Here is a 16171-nt window from a genome sequence, read left to right on the forward strand (position 1 = left end):
GATTTTACCCCAAATGAACTTCATTTTCCTTCAAGAACCATAAGCATTTGCTTACTCAGCCATAAGCATCCGAGTGAAATACCATAAGCATTTGACCCTAGAGCCATAAGCATTTGATTGAAATCAAAATGTACCACTGTTACAGACGTTCTGAGAGGGGTGCGCAATTCTGCTTACCTGAAGCTCAAATATAGATTAATTCATGAGGTAATAATCACTTGCTTTTTGATTGAAAAGCACCCCCCCCTCCAGGAGGCTTGTAGGGCGTGTTGTGGTGATTTAATATTGGTTGGTTTCTGTAGATGGAAAAGCATAAAGATAGTGAAATGAGCTTGTTGTTAGTGTTTCTGATGGTTGTTGGTATCATAATGGTATTTTTCGCTTGGCGTTAGGAATATGCTCGTGGTAATAAATGTTGCTTCAACTTCTTTCTCTCAGCTTATGCGGAATTGTTTCAATACCTTTATTTGGGTTAAAAAACTTCTAGGTTGATTACAAAAATGACGAGATGTCGTCTTTTTGGGAGTAAATTTGATATTCCAAAATACTTGTTTATGAGAAATAAATTATTGATAGGAACATTGCTCATAGTGGGCATGGCTCCCTTAGCTACGCTAAAAGCGCAGTATCCTAAGGTGCCGAAAGAGGTACAAGAAGCAACTAATAAGAAAATGGCGGAAGCACGTGCCAAGTCGGACGCGGCATGGGAAAAAGCTCTCCCCATTATACAACAACAAGCTAAAGAAGGTCGTCCTTATATTCCTTGGGCTGCTCGTCCAACGGATTTACCACAAGCTAAGATTCCTGCTTTCCCCGGTGCAGAAGGGGGAGGTATGTATAGTATTGGTGGTCGCGGTGGTAAAGTAATAACCGTAACCAACCTTAACGATCATGGACCCGGCTCTTTCCGCGAAGCATGCGAAACGGGAGGCGCGCGTATTGTGGTGTTTAATGTAGCGGGTATTATCCGTTTGGAAACTCCCATTACGGTTCGTGCTCCTTATATTACAATAGCCGGACAAACGGCTCCGGGTGATGGTATTTGTATAGCTGGTGAATCATTTTGGGTAAATACACACGATGTAGTGGTGCGTCACATGCGTTTTCGTAGAGGCGAAACAAATGTAGGTCGTCGCGACGATGCTTTTGGTGGCAATCCGGTGGGTAATATCATGATTGACCACTGCTCTACAAGCTGGGGCTTGGACGAAAACATTTCATTCTATCGCCACATGTTCAATCCGGGCGATGGTAGCAAGGAACTGAAGCTCCCTACGGTGAATGTAACCATTCAAAATACAATTTCATCGCAAGCACTCGATACATATAACCATGCTTTCGGTAGTACACTGGGTGGCGAAAACTGTGCATTTGTACGCAATCTGTGGGCAAGCAATGCGGGACGCAACCCATCAATAGGTTGGAACGGTGTGTTCAACTTCGTTAATAATGTTTTGTACAACTGGGTACATCGTTCAATGGATGGTGGCGACTATTCCGCGCTCTTCAATGTTATAAACAACTATTACAAACCCGGACCACTTACACCGAAGAACTCTCCGGTAGGTCATCGTTTTGTGAAACCAGAGTCGGGACGTAGCAAACTCTCTTACAAAGAATTCGGTAGAGTATACTGCAACGGTAATATCATGGAAGGCAACGATGTAGTAACCAAAGATAACTGGGCAGGTGGTGTACAAGTAGAAAGCCTCCCGAATACAGGACAATATACTGCTAATATGAGATGGAATGAGCCATTCCCTATGCCACATGTAACCGTGATGGAAGCTAAAAAAGCTTACGACTATGTACTAGAAAACGTTGGTGCTAACATCCCCAGAAGAGACATTGTAGACGAACGTGTAATAGAAGAAGTGAAAACCGGTAAGCCATACTATGTGGAAGGCTTAGACCCGAATTCATTCTATCAATTCCAACACCGTCGTTTGCCAAACGACTCCTATAAACAAGGTATTATTACCGATATTCGTCAGGTAGGTGGTTACCCCGAGTATACCGGAACTCCTTATATAGATACAGACGGTGATGGTATGCCCGACGCATGGGAAATAGCCAACAAGCTAAATCCTAACGATCCGAGCGATGCCAACCAAGACTGTACAGGCGATGGCTATACCAACATCGAAAAATACATTAACGGTATCAGCACCAAGAAGAAAACAGATTGGACCAATCTGAAGAATAACTATGATACGTTGGCGAAAAAAGGAAAATTGATGTAATCGAGTGCCCAGAATGAGATTAATAATCCTATTAACCCTTCTGTTGCTTTCCGCTTTGTCGATTTCTGCGACAAATGTCGAAGTAGAGCTTAAACGCGGCAATCATTCGCAGGATTCTATCAGGTCTGCCCTCGTGCGCTCTCAGAAAATAGTAGATAAGCTTGTGCTTGCCGACAAGGTTCAACAAACCAATGTGCTCCATGTGATAGCCAATCGCTACCTCGAACTCTTTATGATTCATGCCGAGTATGACGCGCGAAATGAACGAATTAAAGCATTAGGGTTAGCCGAGCAAGCGGAAAAGGAGGAACTGGAACGTTCGTATTATGAATACAACTCGTTCTTATACCGTTCGCGGTTTGGTTACATAGCCTGGCTTTCTTTCTACTTGAATGAAGAACAGATAGAAACTGTAAAGAACGAGATGACTGAAAATATGTTGTTGCTTCGTTATGCCGCTTTCATGGAGATGCTTCCTCAACTGACCAATGCCGAAAAGCAAAGAGTACATGCTTGGTTGGTCGAAGCGAGAGAATTTTCAATGGATTTTATTGCCCGACGCAAGATGCAGCAGATGTTTACCAAGTACCGCGGTCGGATAAATAACTATTTATCGGCTTGTGGCTATGAGATAGGAAACGCTTCGGCGGAGCAGAAAGCACGCCAATTAAGAGAAATAAACTGAAAAAGATGAAGATAAAACAAATAGTATTAGTAGCCTTTTTGCTTGTGTCAACCGGCTCGTTTGCGCAGGATTTGAATAGCGAAGGGCGCGACCCCGCCTATGTGGATGTAATAGTAAAACGTTCGCAAAAAATAATAGACCAATTGGGTATAGACGATTCTAAGGAGGCAACTCTTGCCCGTGTTATTCTTTGCAATCGTTACTTCGAGTTGAATGACATATACGAAGTACGCGACGCGAAAGTGAAGTTGGCTAACGAAACACTGGAAGGCGAAGCCAAAGAAGCAGCCAAGAAAGCTGCTGAGGACGAAAAAGACGCAGCTTTGTATCGTTCACACTTTGCCTTTACCAATAGCTTGGCTATTCATCTGAATGCCGAGCAGGTGAGCGGTGTAAAAGATGGAATGACATACGGTGTGTTGGGCGTAACCTACAAAGCAACATGCGAAATGATTCCTTCGTTGACAGCCGAAGAGAAGATGCAAATCTATGCATGGCTGGTCGAAGCGCGTGAACTTGCCATAGATGCCGAAAGCGCGAATAAGAAACATGCTGTGTTTGGAAAATATAAAGGACGTATCAATAACTACCTTGCTAAGCGCGGATACAACCTTACGAAGGAAAGGGAGGAGTGGTATAAACGGATTGAAGAAGCGAAGAAAAAAGAATAGTGAGTACAGCACAAACACAATAGCGTCTTCTTTAATATACAAATAATTACAGTAAGTTATATGAAAACAAGAATGAACTTCTCGGTTGTACTATTGATGTTATTCGTCATAGTGTCGTGTAAACCGGTGGCAGAAAAAGAGTATTATGTCTTTACGTCGTTTCACGAACCGGCAACCGAAGGTTTGCGGTATTTGTATAGCGAAGACGGTATTCATTGGGATAGTATTCCCGGTATTTGGCTAACTCCACAAGTGGGCTTGCAGAAGGTTATGCGCGACCCCTCCATTACACGTACACCAGATGGTACTTATCACTTGGTGTGGACTTCCAGTTGGAAAGGCGATCAAGGCTTTGGCTATGCCAGCAGCAAGGACTTGCGCAACTGGTCGGAAGAGAAATTCATTCCTGTAATGCAGTACGAGCCAACTACGGTAAACACATGGGCACCGGAGATCTTTTACGACGATGTGAAAGATGAACTTATCGTGGTGTGGGCATCTTGCATTCCCGATAGATTTGAATGTGGTATCGAAGAAAATAAAAACAATCATCGCTTGTACTACATCACAACGAAAGATTTTGAAACCGTTTCGGAAACAAAGCTCTTTTATGATCCGGGATTTAGCTCTATAGATGCTGTTATAGTGAAACGTGCGGCAGAAGATTACGTGCTTGTATTCAAAGATAATACACGCAATAGTCGCAACATCAAAGTAGCTTTTGGCAAGTCGCCAATAGGTCCGTGGGGCGAAGTCTCTGAACCATTCACCGGTATGTATACCGAAGGTCCGGCAGTAGCTAAAGTGGGTGATGAATACTACATTTATTACGATGCCTACCGCGAATTTAAATTTGGTGCGGCACGGACTAAAGATTTCATAAACTTTACAGATGCAGGCGAGGAGATTTCTGTACCTAAGTTGCACAAACACGGAACGATTGTCAAAGCACCTGCTTCGCACATAGAGGGATTATTGAAATAATAAATATCATGAATATGAATAGATTGGCGGCGTTAGTAACCGCTATCGTCCTGAGTGTAGGTGTGGCCTGCGCTCAGGACAGAGTCTTTTATTCGGGTACGGAGTTGTCGAACCCGCGTTATCACGATGGGCAGTTGTCGCCCGTAGTTGGTGTACACAACATTCAAACGATGCGTGCCAATCGTCAGCACCCCGATGCCTCCAATGGTGGAGGCTGGACTTACAATCATCAGCCCATGCTTGCTTATTGGAACGGTACGTTTTATATGCAATATCTTTCGGACTTGGCAGATGAGCATGTCCCGCCTTCACAAACCTTGTTGCAGACCTCAAAAGACGGTTATACATGGACTAATCCGGATGTTATATTCCCGCCTTATCAAGTGCCCGAAGGCTTTATGAAACCCGGCAGAGATGACAAAGCTAAAGACTTGATCGCTATTATGCACCAACGTGTAGGTTTCTATGTGTCGAAGGCTGGCAAACTTTATACCCTTGCTGCTTACGGTGTTGCATTCAATAAAAAAGACTCACCCAACGACGGTAATGGTATTGGTCGGGTTATCCGTGAAATAAAGAGTGATGGTTCGTATGGCGACATTCACTTTATCTACTTTAACCACACAATGAACCCCAAGGATGCTATCTATCCTTATTATAAGAAAAGTAAAGATAAAGCCCTTGTACAGGCGTGCGAAGAAATATTGAACAACCCGCTTTATATGATGCAGTGGGTAGAAGAGGCAGATAGAAACGATGCCTTAATCCCGTTACATAAAGACTTTAAAGCCTTTTGTTACTATACCTTGCCCGATGGGCGTATCGCTTCTTTCTGGAAACATGCCCTTACCTCTATCAGTGAAGATGGCGGCAAAACATGGGCCGAACCTGTACTTCGCGCAAAAGGTTTTGTAAACAGCAATGCTAAGATCTGGGGACAACAATTGAGCGATGGCACATACGCCACGGTTTATAACCCATCTGAATTTCGCTGGCCGCTGGGCATTTCGTTGAGTAGCGACGGTATAGAGTACAAAACATTGAACCTTATACATGGCGAAATAACCTCTATGCGCTATGGAGGCAACTATAAATCTTATGGGCCGCAGTATGTACGCGGTATTCTTCCGGGTAATGGAACGCCTCCCGATGGTGACTTGTGGCTTACGTACAGCGTAAACAAAGAAGATATGTGGGTAACTCATGTACCCGTTCCGGTAGCATTGACCGCAACTGCCCATGCCGATGATGATTTCCAGAGTTATAACTCGTTGGCAGATATGACCCAGTGGAATATCTATTCACCTCTATGGGCGCCGGTTTCGTTGGAAACTGTAAACGGCAGTAAGGGATTAATGCTACGCGATAAAGATTCTTTTGACTATGCGAAGATAGAACGTAAAATACCAGCCAGCAAGGAGCTCACCGTAGAATTTGAAGTAACGGCAGGACAAAACAGCGGCGCTACGTTACAAATAGAGTTTTTGGATGAGAATGGAATTTCCTGCTCACGTATTGAATTCGACCCGGAAAAGACGCTTCGCGTAAAAGGTGGCTATCGTTTTGGGAATGCTATGACGTACGAAGCAAATAAAAAATACAAAGTAAAGGCAGTTCTATCTGTAGCCAATCGCAATGCGGAGCTCTTCGTTGACGGTAAACGCGCCGGGTTGCGTATGCTCTATGCACCGGTGGCGAGTATTGAGCGTGTACTGTTCCGTACGGGAGATGTGCGCGACTTCCCCACACCCGAAACACCTACCGACCCCGATTATGATTTGGAAAATGCAGGTGGTCAGGACAAAGAGGCATGGTTCCACATCAGCAGCTTCCGTACGCAGTCGGCAGATAAGGGAGCCACAGTAGCTGTGCTCGACTACAAAGACTTTGCGCATTATGCCGAGTATTTTAACGAAATGGAAGATGAAAACATTGCTCAGGCAATTCCCAATGCGGAATCTTCTGCTTGGATGGAAAAGAATATACCATTATTTGCTTGTCCGCAACAAAATTTTGAGGAGATGTATTACTTTCGTTGGTGGTCGTTGCGCAAACATATTAAAGAAACACCGGTGGGCTATGGCATGACGGAGTTTTTGGTTGATCGTTCGTATGCCGACAAATACAATTTGATATCATGTGCAATCGGGCATCATATTTACGAGGGTCGTTGGTTGAGAAACCAAGACTACTTGAACCAGATTGTACATACATGGTATCGTGGCAACGAAGGTAAGCATATGGAACGCATGATGCGCTTCAGCTCATGGAATATAGATGCACTGCTTAACCGCTACAAAGTAAATGGTGATATAGACTTCCTACTTGATATGAAGAGCGATCTGATAGACGAGTATGAACGTTGGGAGAAAGAAAAAAGACTACCTAATGGACTGTATGGACAAGATGATGTGCGCGATGGCATGGAAGAATCTATTAGTGGAGGAAGACGCAAAAACTACGCTCGTCCTACTATTAATAGTTATATGTATGCTAACGCGAAGGCACTCTCTACCATTGGCTTCCTGTCAGACGATGAGGGCTTATCCATGAAGTATGCTCTGAAAGCAGATACATTAAAGCAACTCGTAGAAGAGAAACTATGGAATGCACCGCGTGAATTCTTCGAAACGCTGCGTCCCGACTCTTTTGCTAATGCCCGCGAAGCTATTGGATACATTCCTTGGTACTTCAACCTGCCTGCGGAGAATAAATATGATGCTGCCTGGAAGCAGATTACAGACCCGAAAGGTTTTGCCGCTCCCTATGGGCACACTACTGCCGAGCGTCGCCATCCGGAGTTCCGCACACATGGAGTAGGACAGTGCGAGTGGGACGGTGCCATCTGGCCTTTTGCTACTGCTCAAACGCTTACAGCTATGGCGAACTTTATGAACAACTATAAGCAAAACACCATAACCGACTCTATTTACTTCCGCGAACTGGAACTTTATGTGGAGTCGAGTTATCACCGTGGTCGTCCGTATATAGGCGAATATCTGGACGAAGTAACAGGTTATTGGCTCAAAGGCGATCAGGAACGTTCGCGTTACTACAATCATTCTACTTTCAATGATCTGATGATAACCGGATTGATAGGTTTACGCCCCCGTATGGATAATAGCGTAGAGGTAAATCCGCTTGTTCCCGAAGGAAAATGGGATTGGTTCTGCCTGGACAACGTATTGTATCATGGTCATAACCTCACCATCTTGTGGGATAAAGATGGCATGAAGTATAAGCGTGGTAAAGGATTGCGCATCTATGTGGATGGAAAGGAAGTAGGAGCTTCGCCTACACTGTCACGTGTAATTTGTAAAGATGTACTAAAATGAAAAGAAGTATCCTCTCCATAGCACTGATTTTTGTCTTTACTCTTCAAACGATTTGGGCAATAGAACCGGTATGGATAGGTGCTATAACCCGTTCCGATTCGCACCTACCCGAAGGAAGAATCTATCAGGGAAATGTTTTGAGAGAACCAGCGGTGAAGGCTGCTTGGGGAGCGGTCGATACACTTGCAAAGAAGAGTATCTATCTGCGAAAAGAATTTAACCTGAACAAACAGATAGTATCTGCCACGGTAAACATCAGTGGATTGGGACATTATAAACTCACACTGAACGGGAAGCGCGTGGGCGACAGCGAGTTTGCCCCCTTATGGAGCGATTACGACAAAACTGTGTACTACAACACCTACGATGTTACCGCATTATTGCAAAACGGCGGCAATGCCATTGGTGTATTGCTTGGTAATGGATTCTACAATGTGCAAGGTGGTAGATATCGTAAACTGTTGATTAGCTTTGGTCCGCCAACGCTCTATTTTGATTTAACCATTCGTTATGCTGATGGTACAATGGAGCATATTGTTTCGGGCAGAGAGTGGAAATACGACCTTAGTCCTCTTACCTTTAACTGTTTGTATGGAGGCGAGAACTATGATGCACGCCTTGAACAAAGCGGTTGGGACTCTCCCAACTTCAATGATAATAACTGGCGCGAAGTAGTGGTGCAAGAAGCTCCGAAAGGAAAACTCACCGCACAACAAGCACCTCCTGTGAAGATTATGGAACGCTATGGTATTCGTAGCGTAAAGAAACTAACCCAAAGCGAGGTCGATTCTACCACAATCTTTACTAAGCGCACGGTTGATCCTTCGGCTTTTGTTCTTGACATGGGGCAGAACCTAGCCGGATTTCCCGAAATAGTCGTACGAGGTAAACGCGGACAGAAAGTAACTCTGCTTCCTGCCGAGTCATTGACTAAGGAAGGTGCGGCAAACCAACTACAGACCGGTCGCCAGCATTACTACGAATACACCCTGAAAGGTGGTGCTACCGAAACATGGCATCCTTCTTTTTCATACTATGGCTTTCGCTACATTCAAGTAGAGGGCGCGGTACTGAAGGGAATGAAGAATCCGAAGAAACTACCTGTTATAGATGTGAAGTCTTGCTTCGTTTATAATTCTGCTGAGGATATATCTACCTTTGAGTGTTCAAATGACTTGTTCAATCAAGCACATAAACTCATTCATAAGGCAGTGCGAAGCAATATGCAAGCGGTGTTTACTGATTGTCCCCATCGCGAGAAACTGGGTTGGTTGGAACAAGTACATCTCAATGGTCCCGGTTTGTTCTTTAACTACGATCTGCGCACCTACATTCCTAAGGTAATGCAAGATATAGCAGATGCGCAAAGCCACTATGCCAATGGTATGATACCCAGCACAGCACCACAGTATGTTATTTTTACCGGAGTTGGTATGGAAAACTTTGCCGAATCACCCGAATGGGGTTCTTCTATGATTATTGCTCCGTTTATGTATTATGAAACATACGGTGACAATTCATTGATAACCAAATATTATCGGCAGATGCGCGCTTATACCGATTATCTTACCTCGCGGGCTACGAACCATATTGTTTCGCACGGATTAGGCGATTGGTATGATTATGGCGACTTCAGAGCTGGCTTCTCGCGCAATACACCAGTACCGTTAGTTGCTACAGCTCACTATTACATGGATATTTGCTACATGATACAGGCAGCCGAAATTGTAGGAAACGAATACGATAAGGCTTATTATACCCGCCTGAAAACAGATGTTCGCAATGCATTTAATGCTACATTCTTTCAGACGGAAACTTGTCAGTATGGCACAGGTAGTCAAACGAGCAATTCGCTTCCGTTATTCCTAGACATGGTAGACGAGCAATATCGCTCAAAGGTATTGCAGAATCTTATAGATGATATCCGTGCGCATGGCAACCGCTTGACAACAGGTGATGTGGGCAACCGCTACCTTTTCCGTGTTTTGGCGGATAATGGCTTGAACGAGCTGATGTACGCTATGCACAATCATTATGAGGCACCGGGCTACGGTTTTCAGTTAAAGTTTGGTGCCACGACTCTTACCGAGCAGTGGGATCCTCGTCAGGGCTCTTCGTGGAATCATTTTATGATGGGGCAGATTGACGAGTGGTTCTTCCGTTCGCTGGCAGGTATCCAGCAAGAAGCAGGTACATATGGTTATAAAAAAATGATTATTCGTCCGGAATTGGTAGGAAATCTTACCTTTGTACGAGCGTCTACCCGTATTCCGCAAGGACGTATTGCTGTAGAGTGGCATAGAACAGACGATGAATTTGCAATAACGGTAGAGCTCCCCCAAGACTGCCCTGCCCAGATATGGCTTCCACAGTGTGATAAACCTATAGAGGTAGCCGGAGGGTCTGTTAAATTGAAAAGCAAACTTAATAAATAAAGCATATTGAAATGATTAGGATTAAAATCTTACTACCGGTTCTTTTTTCTCTCTTAGTTACAATTGTAGCAAGTGCCCAGCATGTTAACATGCTTCAAGCCGGGGCTAACCCCGATGGCAAAACACTAAATACCGAATTGATAAATAAAACAATCGAAAGCATGGAAGCCAATGGTGGAGGTACGCTTTTCTTCCCCGCAGGTAAATACCTCACTGGCCCTATCCGCCTGAAGAGTAACATCACTTTGCACGTAGACGCAGGTGCGACAATCCTTTTCTCGGATAACTTCGACCACTACTTACCCTATGTAGAAATGCGCTACGAGGGTGTGGTAATGAATAGCTTTCATCCGCTTATCTATGCTACCGACTGCGAGAATATTACTATAAAAGGCGAGGGTACACTCGATGGGCAAGGTAACGCCTGGTGGCAAGAAACCTATAAAGTAGAAATAGATCTTAAAAAGAACGGTGTACGCGATGTAAACAAGTACCAACCATTGTGGGTTGCTTCTAATGACATCAAAGCACTCTTTGAAGAAACCAATGCCGACTATGTAAATACCCTGAACAGACGCTTCTTCCGTCCTCCGTTCATCCAACCTATCCGTTGTACCAACGTACGTGTTGAAGGGGTAAAGATACTCAACTCTCCCTTCTGGACGGTAAATCCGGAGTTCTGCGATAATGTAACCGTAAAAGGCATTACCATTCATAACGCACCATCACCCAACACCGATGGAATTAACCCCAGCTCGTGCCGTAACGTACACATCAGCGATTGTCATATTTCGGTAGGCGATGACTGTATCACGATCAAGTCGGGCCGCGATGGACAAGGTCGCCGCTATGGAGTTCCTTGCGAGAATATTACAATTACCAACTGTACCATGCTTTCAGGACACGGTGGTGTGGTTATTGGTAGCGAAGTAAGTGGAAGTGTTCGCAAAGTAACCATCTCTAATTGTGTGTTTGATGGTACCGATCGTGGTATCCGCCTCAAAGCAACGCGTGGTCGCGGTGGAGTAGTCGAAGGCATTCGTGTAAGCAATATTGTGATGAGTAACATCAAGAAAGAAGCTGTAATCCTCGACCTCAAGTATAGCAATATGCCACAGGAAGAAGTAACGGAACGTACACCTATCTTCCGTAATATCCACATATCGGGGCTTACGGGTATGGACGTAAACGTACCGATATATATCCGTGGATTGGAAGAGTCACCCATAACCGACATTACCTTGCGTGATATTAATATGACTGCAAAGGAAAAACCGCATTTCGAAAACATCGAACGCGTAAAGTTGACTGATGTCATTGTAAATGAAAAGGAAGTAACACTTCCTGCCAACAAATAAACACTTAAACAAAAGAAACATGAAAAGGAACACGCTCTTTTTTGCGCTGTTGTTGGGTATAACAATAGCTGCAAGTGCTCAAACACAAACTGTTGAGGGTAAATTTTCTCGCCCATTGGGTGAGGTGTTAAGAGAAATTCAGAGTCGCTTCGATATTAAATTGAAGTATGATATTGACACGCTGAACAAAGTACTTCCTTTTGCCGACTTCCGTATTCGTCCTTACTCGGCCGAAGAGTCGCTAACCAACGTGCTTGCCTATTTCGATTACAAGTATGTAATGGATGGCGAGGCTTATAAATTAAAATCCTACGAATACCCACGTCGCACACCGGCGGATGGAAAAAAGATGCTTGCCTATCTCAATACACTATATGCTGATAAAGCAGCATGGGAAGCACGAGGTGAAGAATTGCGTAAAGAAGTACGTAATCTATTGGGCATCGACGACATATTAAAACACTGTGTTCATTCCAAACCAATTCTTTCGAAGATTCGTAAGTTCGATGGCTACACCGTGCAAAACATCGCGCTCGAAACCCTGCCGGGCTTGTATGTATGTGGAAGCATTTATGCTCCTGCGAAGAAAGGTAAACATCCTGTGATAATTTGCCCGAACGGACACTTTAGCGAAGGCAGATACAACAAAAACCTACAATTACGCTCGGCTACCCTTGCACGTATGGGTGCGGTATGTATTGATTACGACCTCTTCGGGTATGGAGAGTCGGCACTGCAAGTAGGAGGCGCGGCACATCGTACCAGCGCTGCAAGCATAATACAAGCCATTAACGGACTATACTTGCTCGACTATGCCCTTACCCGCAAGGATATTGACCCTACCCGTGTAGCTGCGAATGGTGCTTCGGGTGGTGGTGCGCAAACTGTACTTCTCTCTGTGCTCGACAGTCGTTTCACAGCAGCAGCACCTGTGGTTAGTTTGGCATCACACTTCGATGGAGGTTGTCCTTGCGAAAGCGGAATGCCTATTCAACTGGCTTGTGGTGGAACGAATAATGCCGAACTGGTAGCAATGATGGCACCGAAACCGCTATTAATTGTTTCGGATGGAAAAGACTGGACAGCCAGCGTACCTGAACTGGAGTTCCCTTACCTGCAACGTATTTATGATTTCTATGGGGCGAAAGAGAAAGTAAGTAATGCGCATTTTGCCAACGAAGGACACGATTATGGTCCCAGTAAACGTAATGCCGTGTACAACTTCTTTGCAGAAACGTTTGGACTTGATAGAGCAAAGCAAGATGAAAGCAAAGTTACCATAGAATCTTTTGAGGCCAAGTACAGCTTTGGCAAAAATGGTGAATTAATGCCCGAAGGAGCTATCCGTTCTTTTAACGATGTAGCTGCTTACTTCGATAAGAAACTGTTTGCACAAGCTAAGTCGGATGCTGGTCTTGAGAAGAAAGCAACCGAATGGACTGCCTCGTTGCAACTGGAAGATGCACGCACAGCAAGCCATGTAAGTACGCTGATATACAACCATCTGCGTCAAGTACGCGACTGGCACAACGCACATCCTTACACTACCATCCCCGAAGGCATCAACCCTGCTACCGGAAATAAGCTGAGTAAGCTCGATCGTGAAATGATAGCCGATTCTGCTATGCCCAAAGAGGTGCACGAAAAACTGATGAGTGGACTGCGCAAGAGCCTTACAGAAGAGCAGGTAGAACAGATTCTCGATAAATACACTGTGGGTAAGGTTGCCTTTACTTTGAAAGGATATTACGCTATTGTGCCCGATCTTACTGCCGAAGAAGAAACCGTTATTCTCGGTCATCTTAAAGAAGCGCGCGAACGGGCGATTGACTATAAGAATATGAATCAGATATCTGCCATTTTCGAGATATATAAAACCAAGTGCGAACAATATTTGAATAGCAACGGTCGAAATTGGCGACAACTCTTTAAGAGCTACGTAGATAAACGCAATGCTGAAAAGAAAGCAGCGGCAGCGGCTAAAAAGTAATTACTCTGATTTTTATATCATGATAAAGAAAATATTCCTTGCAGTTTGCCTCTTTTCTTTTGCTTTTGCGATGAAAGCAGAAGCTCAGCAGCAGTACAAACTATGGTATGACGCTCCCGCGCAAGTGTGGACAGAAGCATTACCTCTTGGCAATGGGCGACTGGGTGCTATGGTTTATGGCAACCCCGTTGTAGAGCAAATTCAGCTCAACGAAGAAACCATTTGGGCAGGCAGCCCTAATAACAATGCCAACCCTAATGCGTTGGAATACATCCCCAAAGTACGCGAACTCGTGTTTCAAGGTAAGTACCTCGAAGCACAAACGCTCGCTACGGAAAAGGTTATGGCAAACACGAACTCCGGTATGCCCTATCAAACCTTCGGCGACCTTCGTATCTCCTTCCCGGGACATTCGCATTACACCGATTATTACCGTGAGTTGAGTCTGGACTCCGCGCGGGCAGTGGTTATGTACAAGGTGGATGGGGTAACTTACCGCCGAGAAACAATAACCTCTTTCTCCGATCAGGTAGTTACTGTGCGCCTCACTGCCAGTAAACCCGGCATGATTAATTGCCATGCGCTATTTACCACCCCGCACCAAGATGCGATGATTAAGACAGAGGGAGATTGTATCTCTTTATCTGCTACCACCTTTACTCATGAAAAGCAGAGTGGGAAAGTGCGTTTTCAGGGAAGACTGGCAAGCAAGTCAAAAGGTGGGAAGGTTATCTATAGAGATGGGGTAGCTACTGTGGAGAATGCCGACGAAGTTACTTTCTACGTTTCCATAGCCACTTGCTTCAATAACTATAAAGATATTACAGGTAATGAAATAGAGCGTGCACGCGGCTACCTCGAAAACGCATTGACAAAAGATTACCAAGCCTCTAAAGCTGCTCATATATCCTTCTTTAAGAGTTATATGGATAGAGTCTCTATCCATTTGGGCGAAGATAAATATGCCAGTGTTACTACCGATATGCGTGTGCAGAACTTCAAGGAAACCAATGATGCTTATCTGGTAGCTATGTACTTTCAGTTTGGACGTTACCTGCTGATATGCAGCTCGCAACCCGAAGGGCAGCCTGCTAATCTGCAAGGTATCTGGAACGACAAAGTGCTTCCTTCGTGGGATAGTAAATATACTTGTAACATCAACGTAGAGATGAACTACTGGCCTGCCGAAGTGGCTAACCTGAGCGAGCTGCACGAACCGCTATTACGCATGACAAAAGAGGTAAGCGAAACAGGACGGCAAACTGCTCAAATCATGTACGGTGCCAATGGTTGGGTATTGCATCATAATACCGACATCTGGCGTATTACAGGCGCGGTAGATAGAGCGCCTTCGGGTATGTGGCCTACGGGTGGAGCGTGGTTGTGTCGTCATTTATGGGAGCGTTATCTTTATACCGGCGATGTGGTATTTCTGCGTGCTGCTTATCCGATACTGAAGGAAGCGGGCGTTTTCTTCGATGAGATTATGGTATACGAACCGGCAAACGGTTGGCTGGTGGTATGCCCCAGCAACTCACCCGAGAATACACATGCGGGTAGCAACGGTAAATCAACCACAGCAGGTGGATGTACTATGGATAACCAACTGATTTTCGATCTTTGGAATTCTATTATCACAGCGGCTCGGTTACTCGACGTAGATACTGAATTTGCCAATCGCTTAGAGCAACGTCTTACAGAAATGGCACCGATGCAAGTAGGAAGCTGGGGACAATTGCAAGAGTGGATGTTCGACTGGGATAACCCGAAAGATGTACATCGTCATGTATCACACTTGTACGGTCTTTTCCCAAGTAATCAGATATCACCTTTCCGTACACCCCAATTGTTTGATGCGGCTCGTACTTCTTTGATAGCTCGTGGCGACCCCTCAACAGGTTGGAGCATGGGTTGGAAAGTTTGCTTGTGGGCACGCCTGCTCGATGGCGATCATGCTTATAAACTAATTACCGATCAACTCTCTTTGGTACGTAATGAAAAGAAGATGGGGGGTACCTATCCTAACCTGTTCGATGCACATCCGCCTTTCCAGATAGATGGGAATTTTGGTTGTGCTGCCGGTGTGATCGAAATGCTAATGCAAAGTCATGACGGGTTTATCTATTTACTTCCCGCGCTACCTTCTCTCTGGAAAGATGGAAGTATCAAAGGTATTGTTGCCCGTGGTGGTTTCGAACTCGATATGTCGTGGAAGGATGGAAAAATAGAGAAACTGAGTGTATTTTCGCGTCGTGGTGGTAACTGTCGCTTGTTGTCGGCCAATCCTCTATCGGGTAAAGGCTTGAAAAAAGCTAGTGGCGAGAACCCTAATGAACTATACGAAACACCCGAAGTAATGCAACCACTCATCAACGAGCAAGCAGTGTTGAACACGATAGAACTACCCAAAATATACATGTACGACCTTGCCACCAAAGCAGGTCAAACATACACCATTATTGGAAAATAA

The 16171-nt window shown here is 44.7% G+C and carries 9 protein-coding genes; all 9 read left to right on the forward strand.

Annotation, left to right across the window (positions count from 1 at the left end; all coding sequences use genetic code 11):
• The first annotated feature begins 596 nt into the window (after window positions 1–596).
• The 9 genes from D0T50_RS04770 to D0T50_RS04810 all read left to right on the forward strand — a co-directional run bounded on the left by D0T50_RS04770 (window position 597) and on the right by D0T50_RS04810 (window position 16171).
• The gene (locus tag D0T50_RS04770) at window positions 597–2243 is read left to right on the forward strand and encodes a polysaccharide lyase (RefSeq protein ID WP_239058213.1); all 1647 of its coding nucleotides are present in this window, start codon (window positions 597–599) and stop codon (window positions 2241–2243) included.
• Window positions 2244–2256: 13 nt separating this feature from the next.
• Entirely contained in the window at window positions 2257–2928 is a 672-nt protein-coding gene (locus D0T50_RS04775; RefSeq protein ID WP_163222370.1) for a DUF3826 domain-containing protein, read from the forward strand.
• Between the two features lie 11 nt (window positions 2929–2939).
• Complete coding sequence (locus D0T50_RS04780; protein WP_163222502.1) at window positions 2940–3599, forward strand: DUF3826 domain-containing protein; 660 nt, start codon at window positions 2940–2942, stop codon at window positions 3597–3599.
• 60 nt (window positions 3600–3659) lie between these two features.
• Window positions 3660–4583 carry a glycoside hydrolase family 43 protein gene (locus tag D0T50_RS04785; protein ID WP_163222371.1) on the forward strand — a complete coding sequence of 308 codons (924 nt, stop codon included), beginning with the start codon at window positions 3660–3662 and terminating at the stop codon, window positions 4581–4583.
• A 14-nt stretch (window positions 4584–4597) separates the two neighbouring features.
• A complete protein-coding gene (locus tag D0T50_RS04790; RefSeq protein WP_163222503.1) occupies window positions 4598–7918 on the forward strand; it encodes a glycosyl hydrolase family 65 protein in 3321 nt (1106 codons plus the stop codon).
• A complete protein-coding gene (locus D0T50_RS04795) occupies window positions 7915–10353 on the forward strand; it encodes an alpha-L-rhamnosidase (protein ID WP_163222372.1) in 2439 nt (812 codons plus the stop codon). Before D0T50_RS04790 ends, D0T50_RS04795 begins: the two co-directional genes overlap by 4 nt.
• A gap of 11 nt (window positions 10354–10364) precedes the next feature.
• Window positions 10365–11711 carry a glycoside hydrolase family 28 protein gene (locus D0T50_RS04800; RefSeq protein ID WP_163222373.1) on the forward strand — a complete coding sequence of 449 codons (1347 nt, stop codon included), beginning with the start codon at window positions 10365–10367 and terminating at the stop codon, window positions 11709–11711.
• 19 nt (window positions 11712–11730) lie between these two features.
• Entirely contained in the window at window positions 11731–13701 is a 1971-nt protein-coding gene (locus tag D0T50_RS04805; protein WP_163222374.1) for a DUF3826 domain-containing protein, read from the forward strand.
• A gap of 70 nt (window positions 13702–13771) precedes the next feature.
• On the forward strand, window positions 13772–16171 hold the full coding sequence (locus tag D0T50_RS04810) for a glycoside hydrolase N-terminal domain-containing protein (RefSeq protein ID WP_239058215.1): 2400 nt from the start codon (window positions 13772–13774) through the stop codon (window positions 16169–16171).

It is taken from the genome of Bacteroides sp. 214 (assembly GCF_010501015.1).
Taxonomy (GTDB): domain Bacteria; phylum Bacteroidota; class Bacteroidia; order Bacteroidales; family Bacteroidaceae; genus Bacteroides.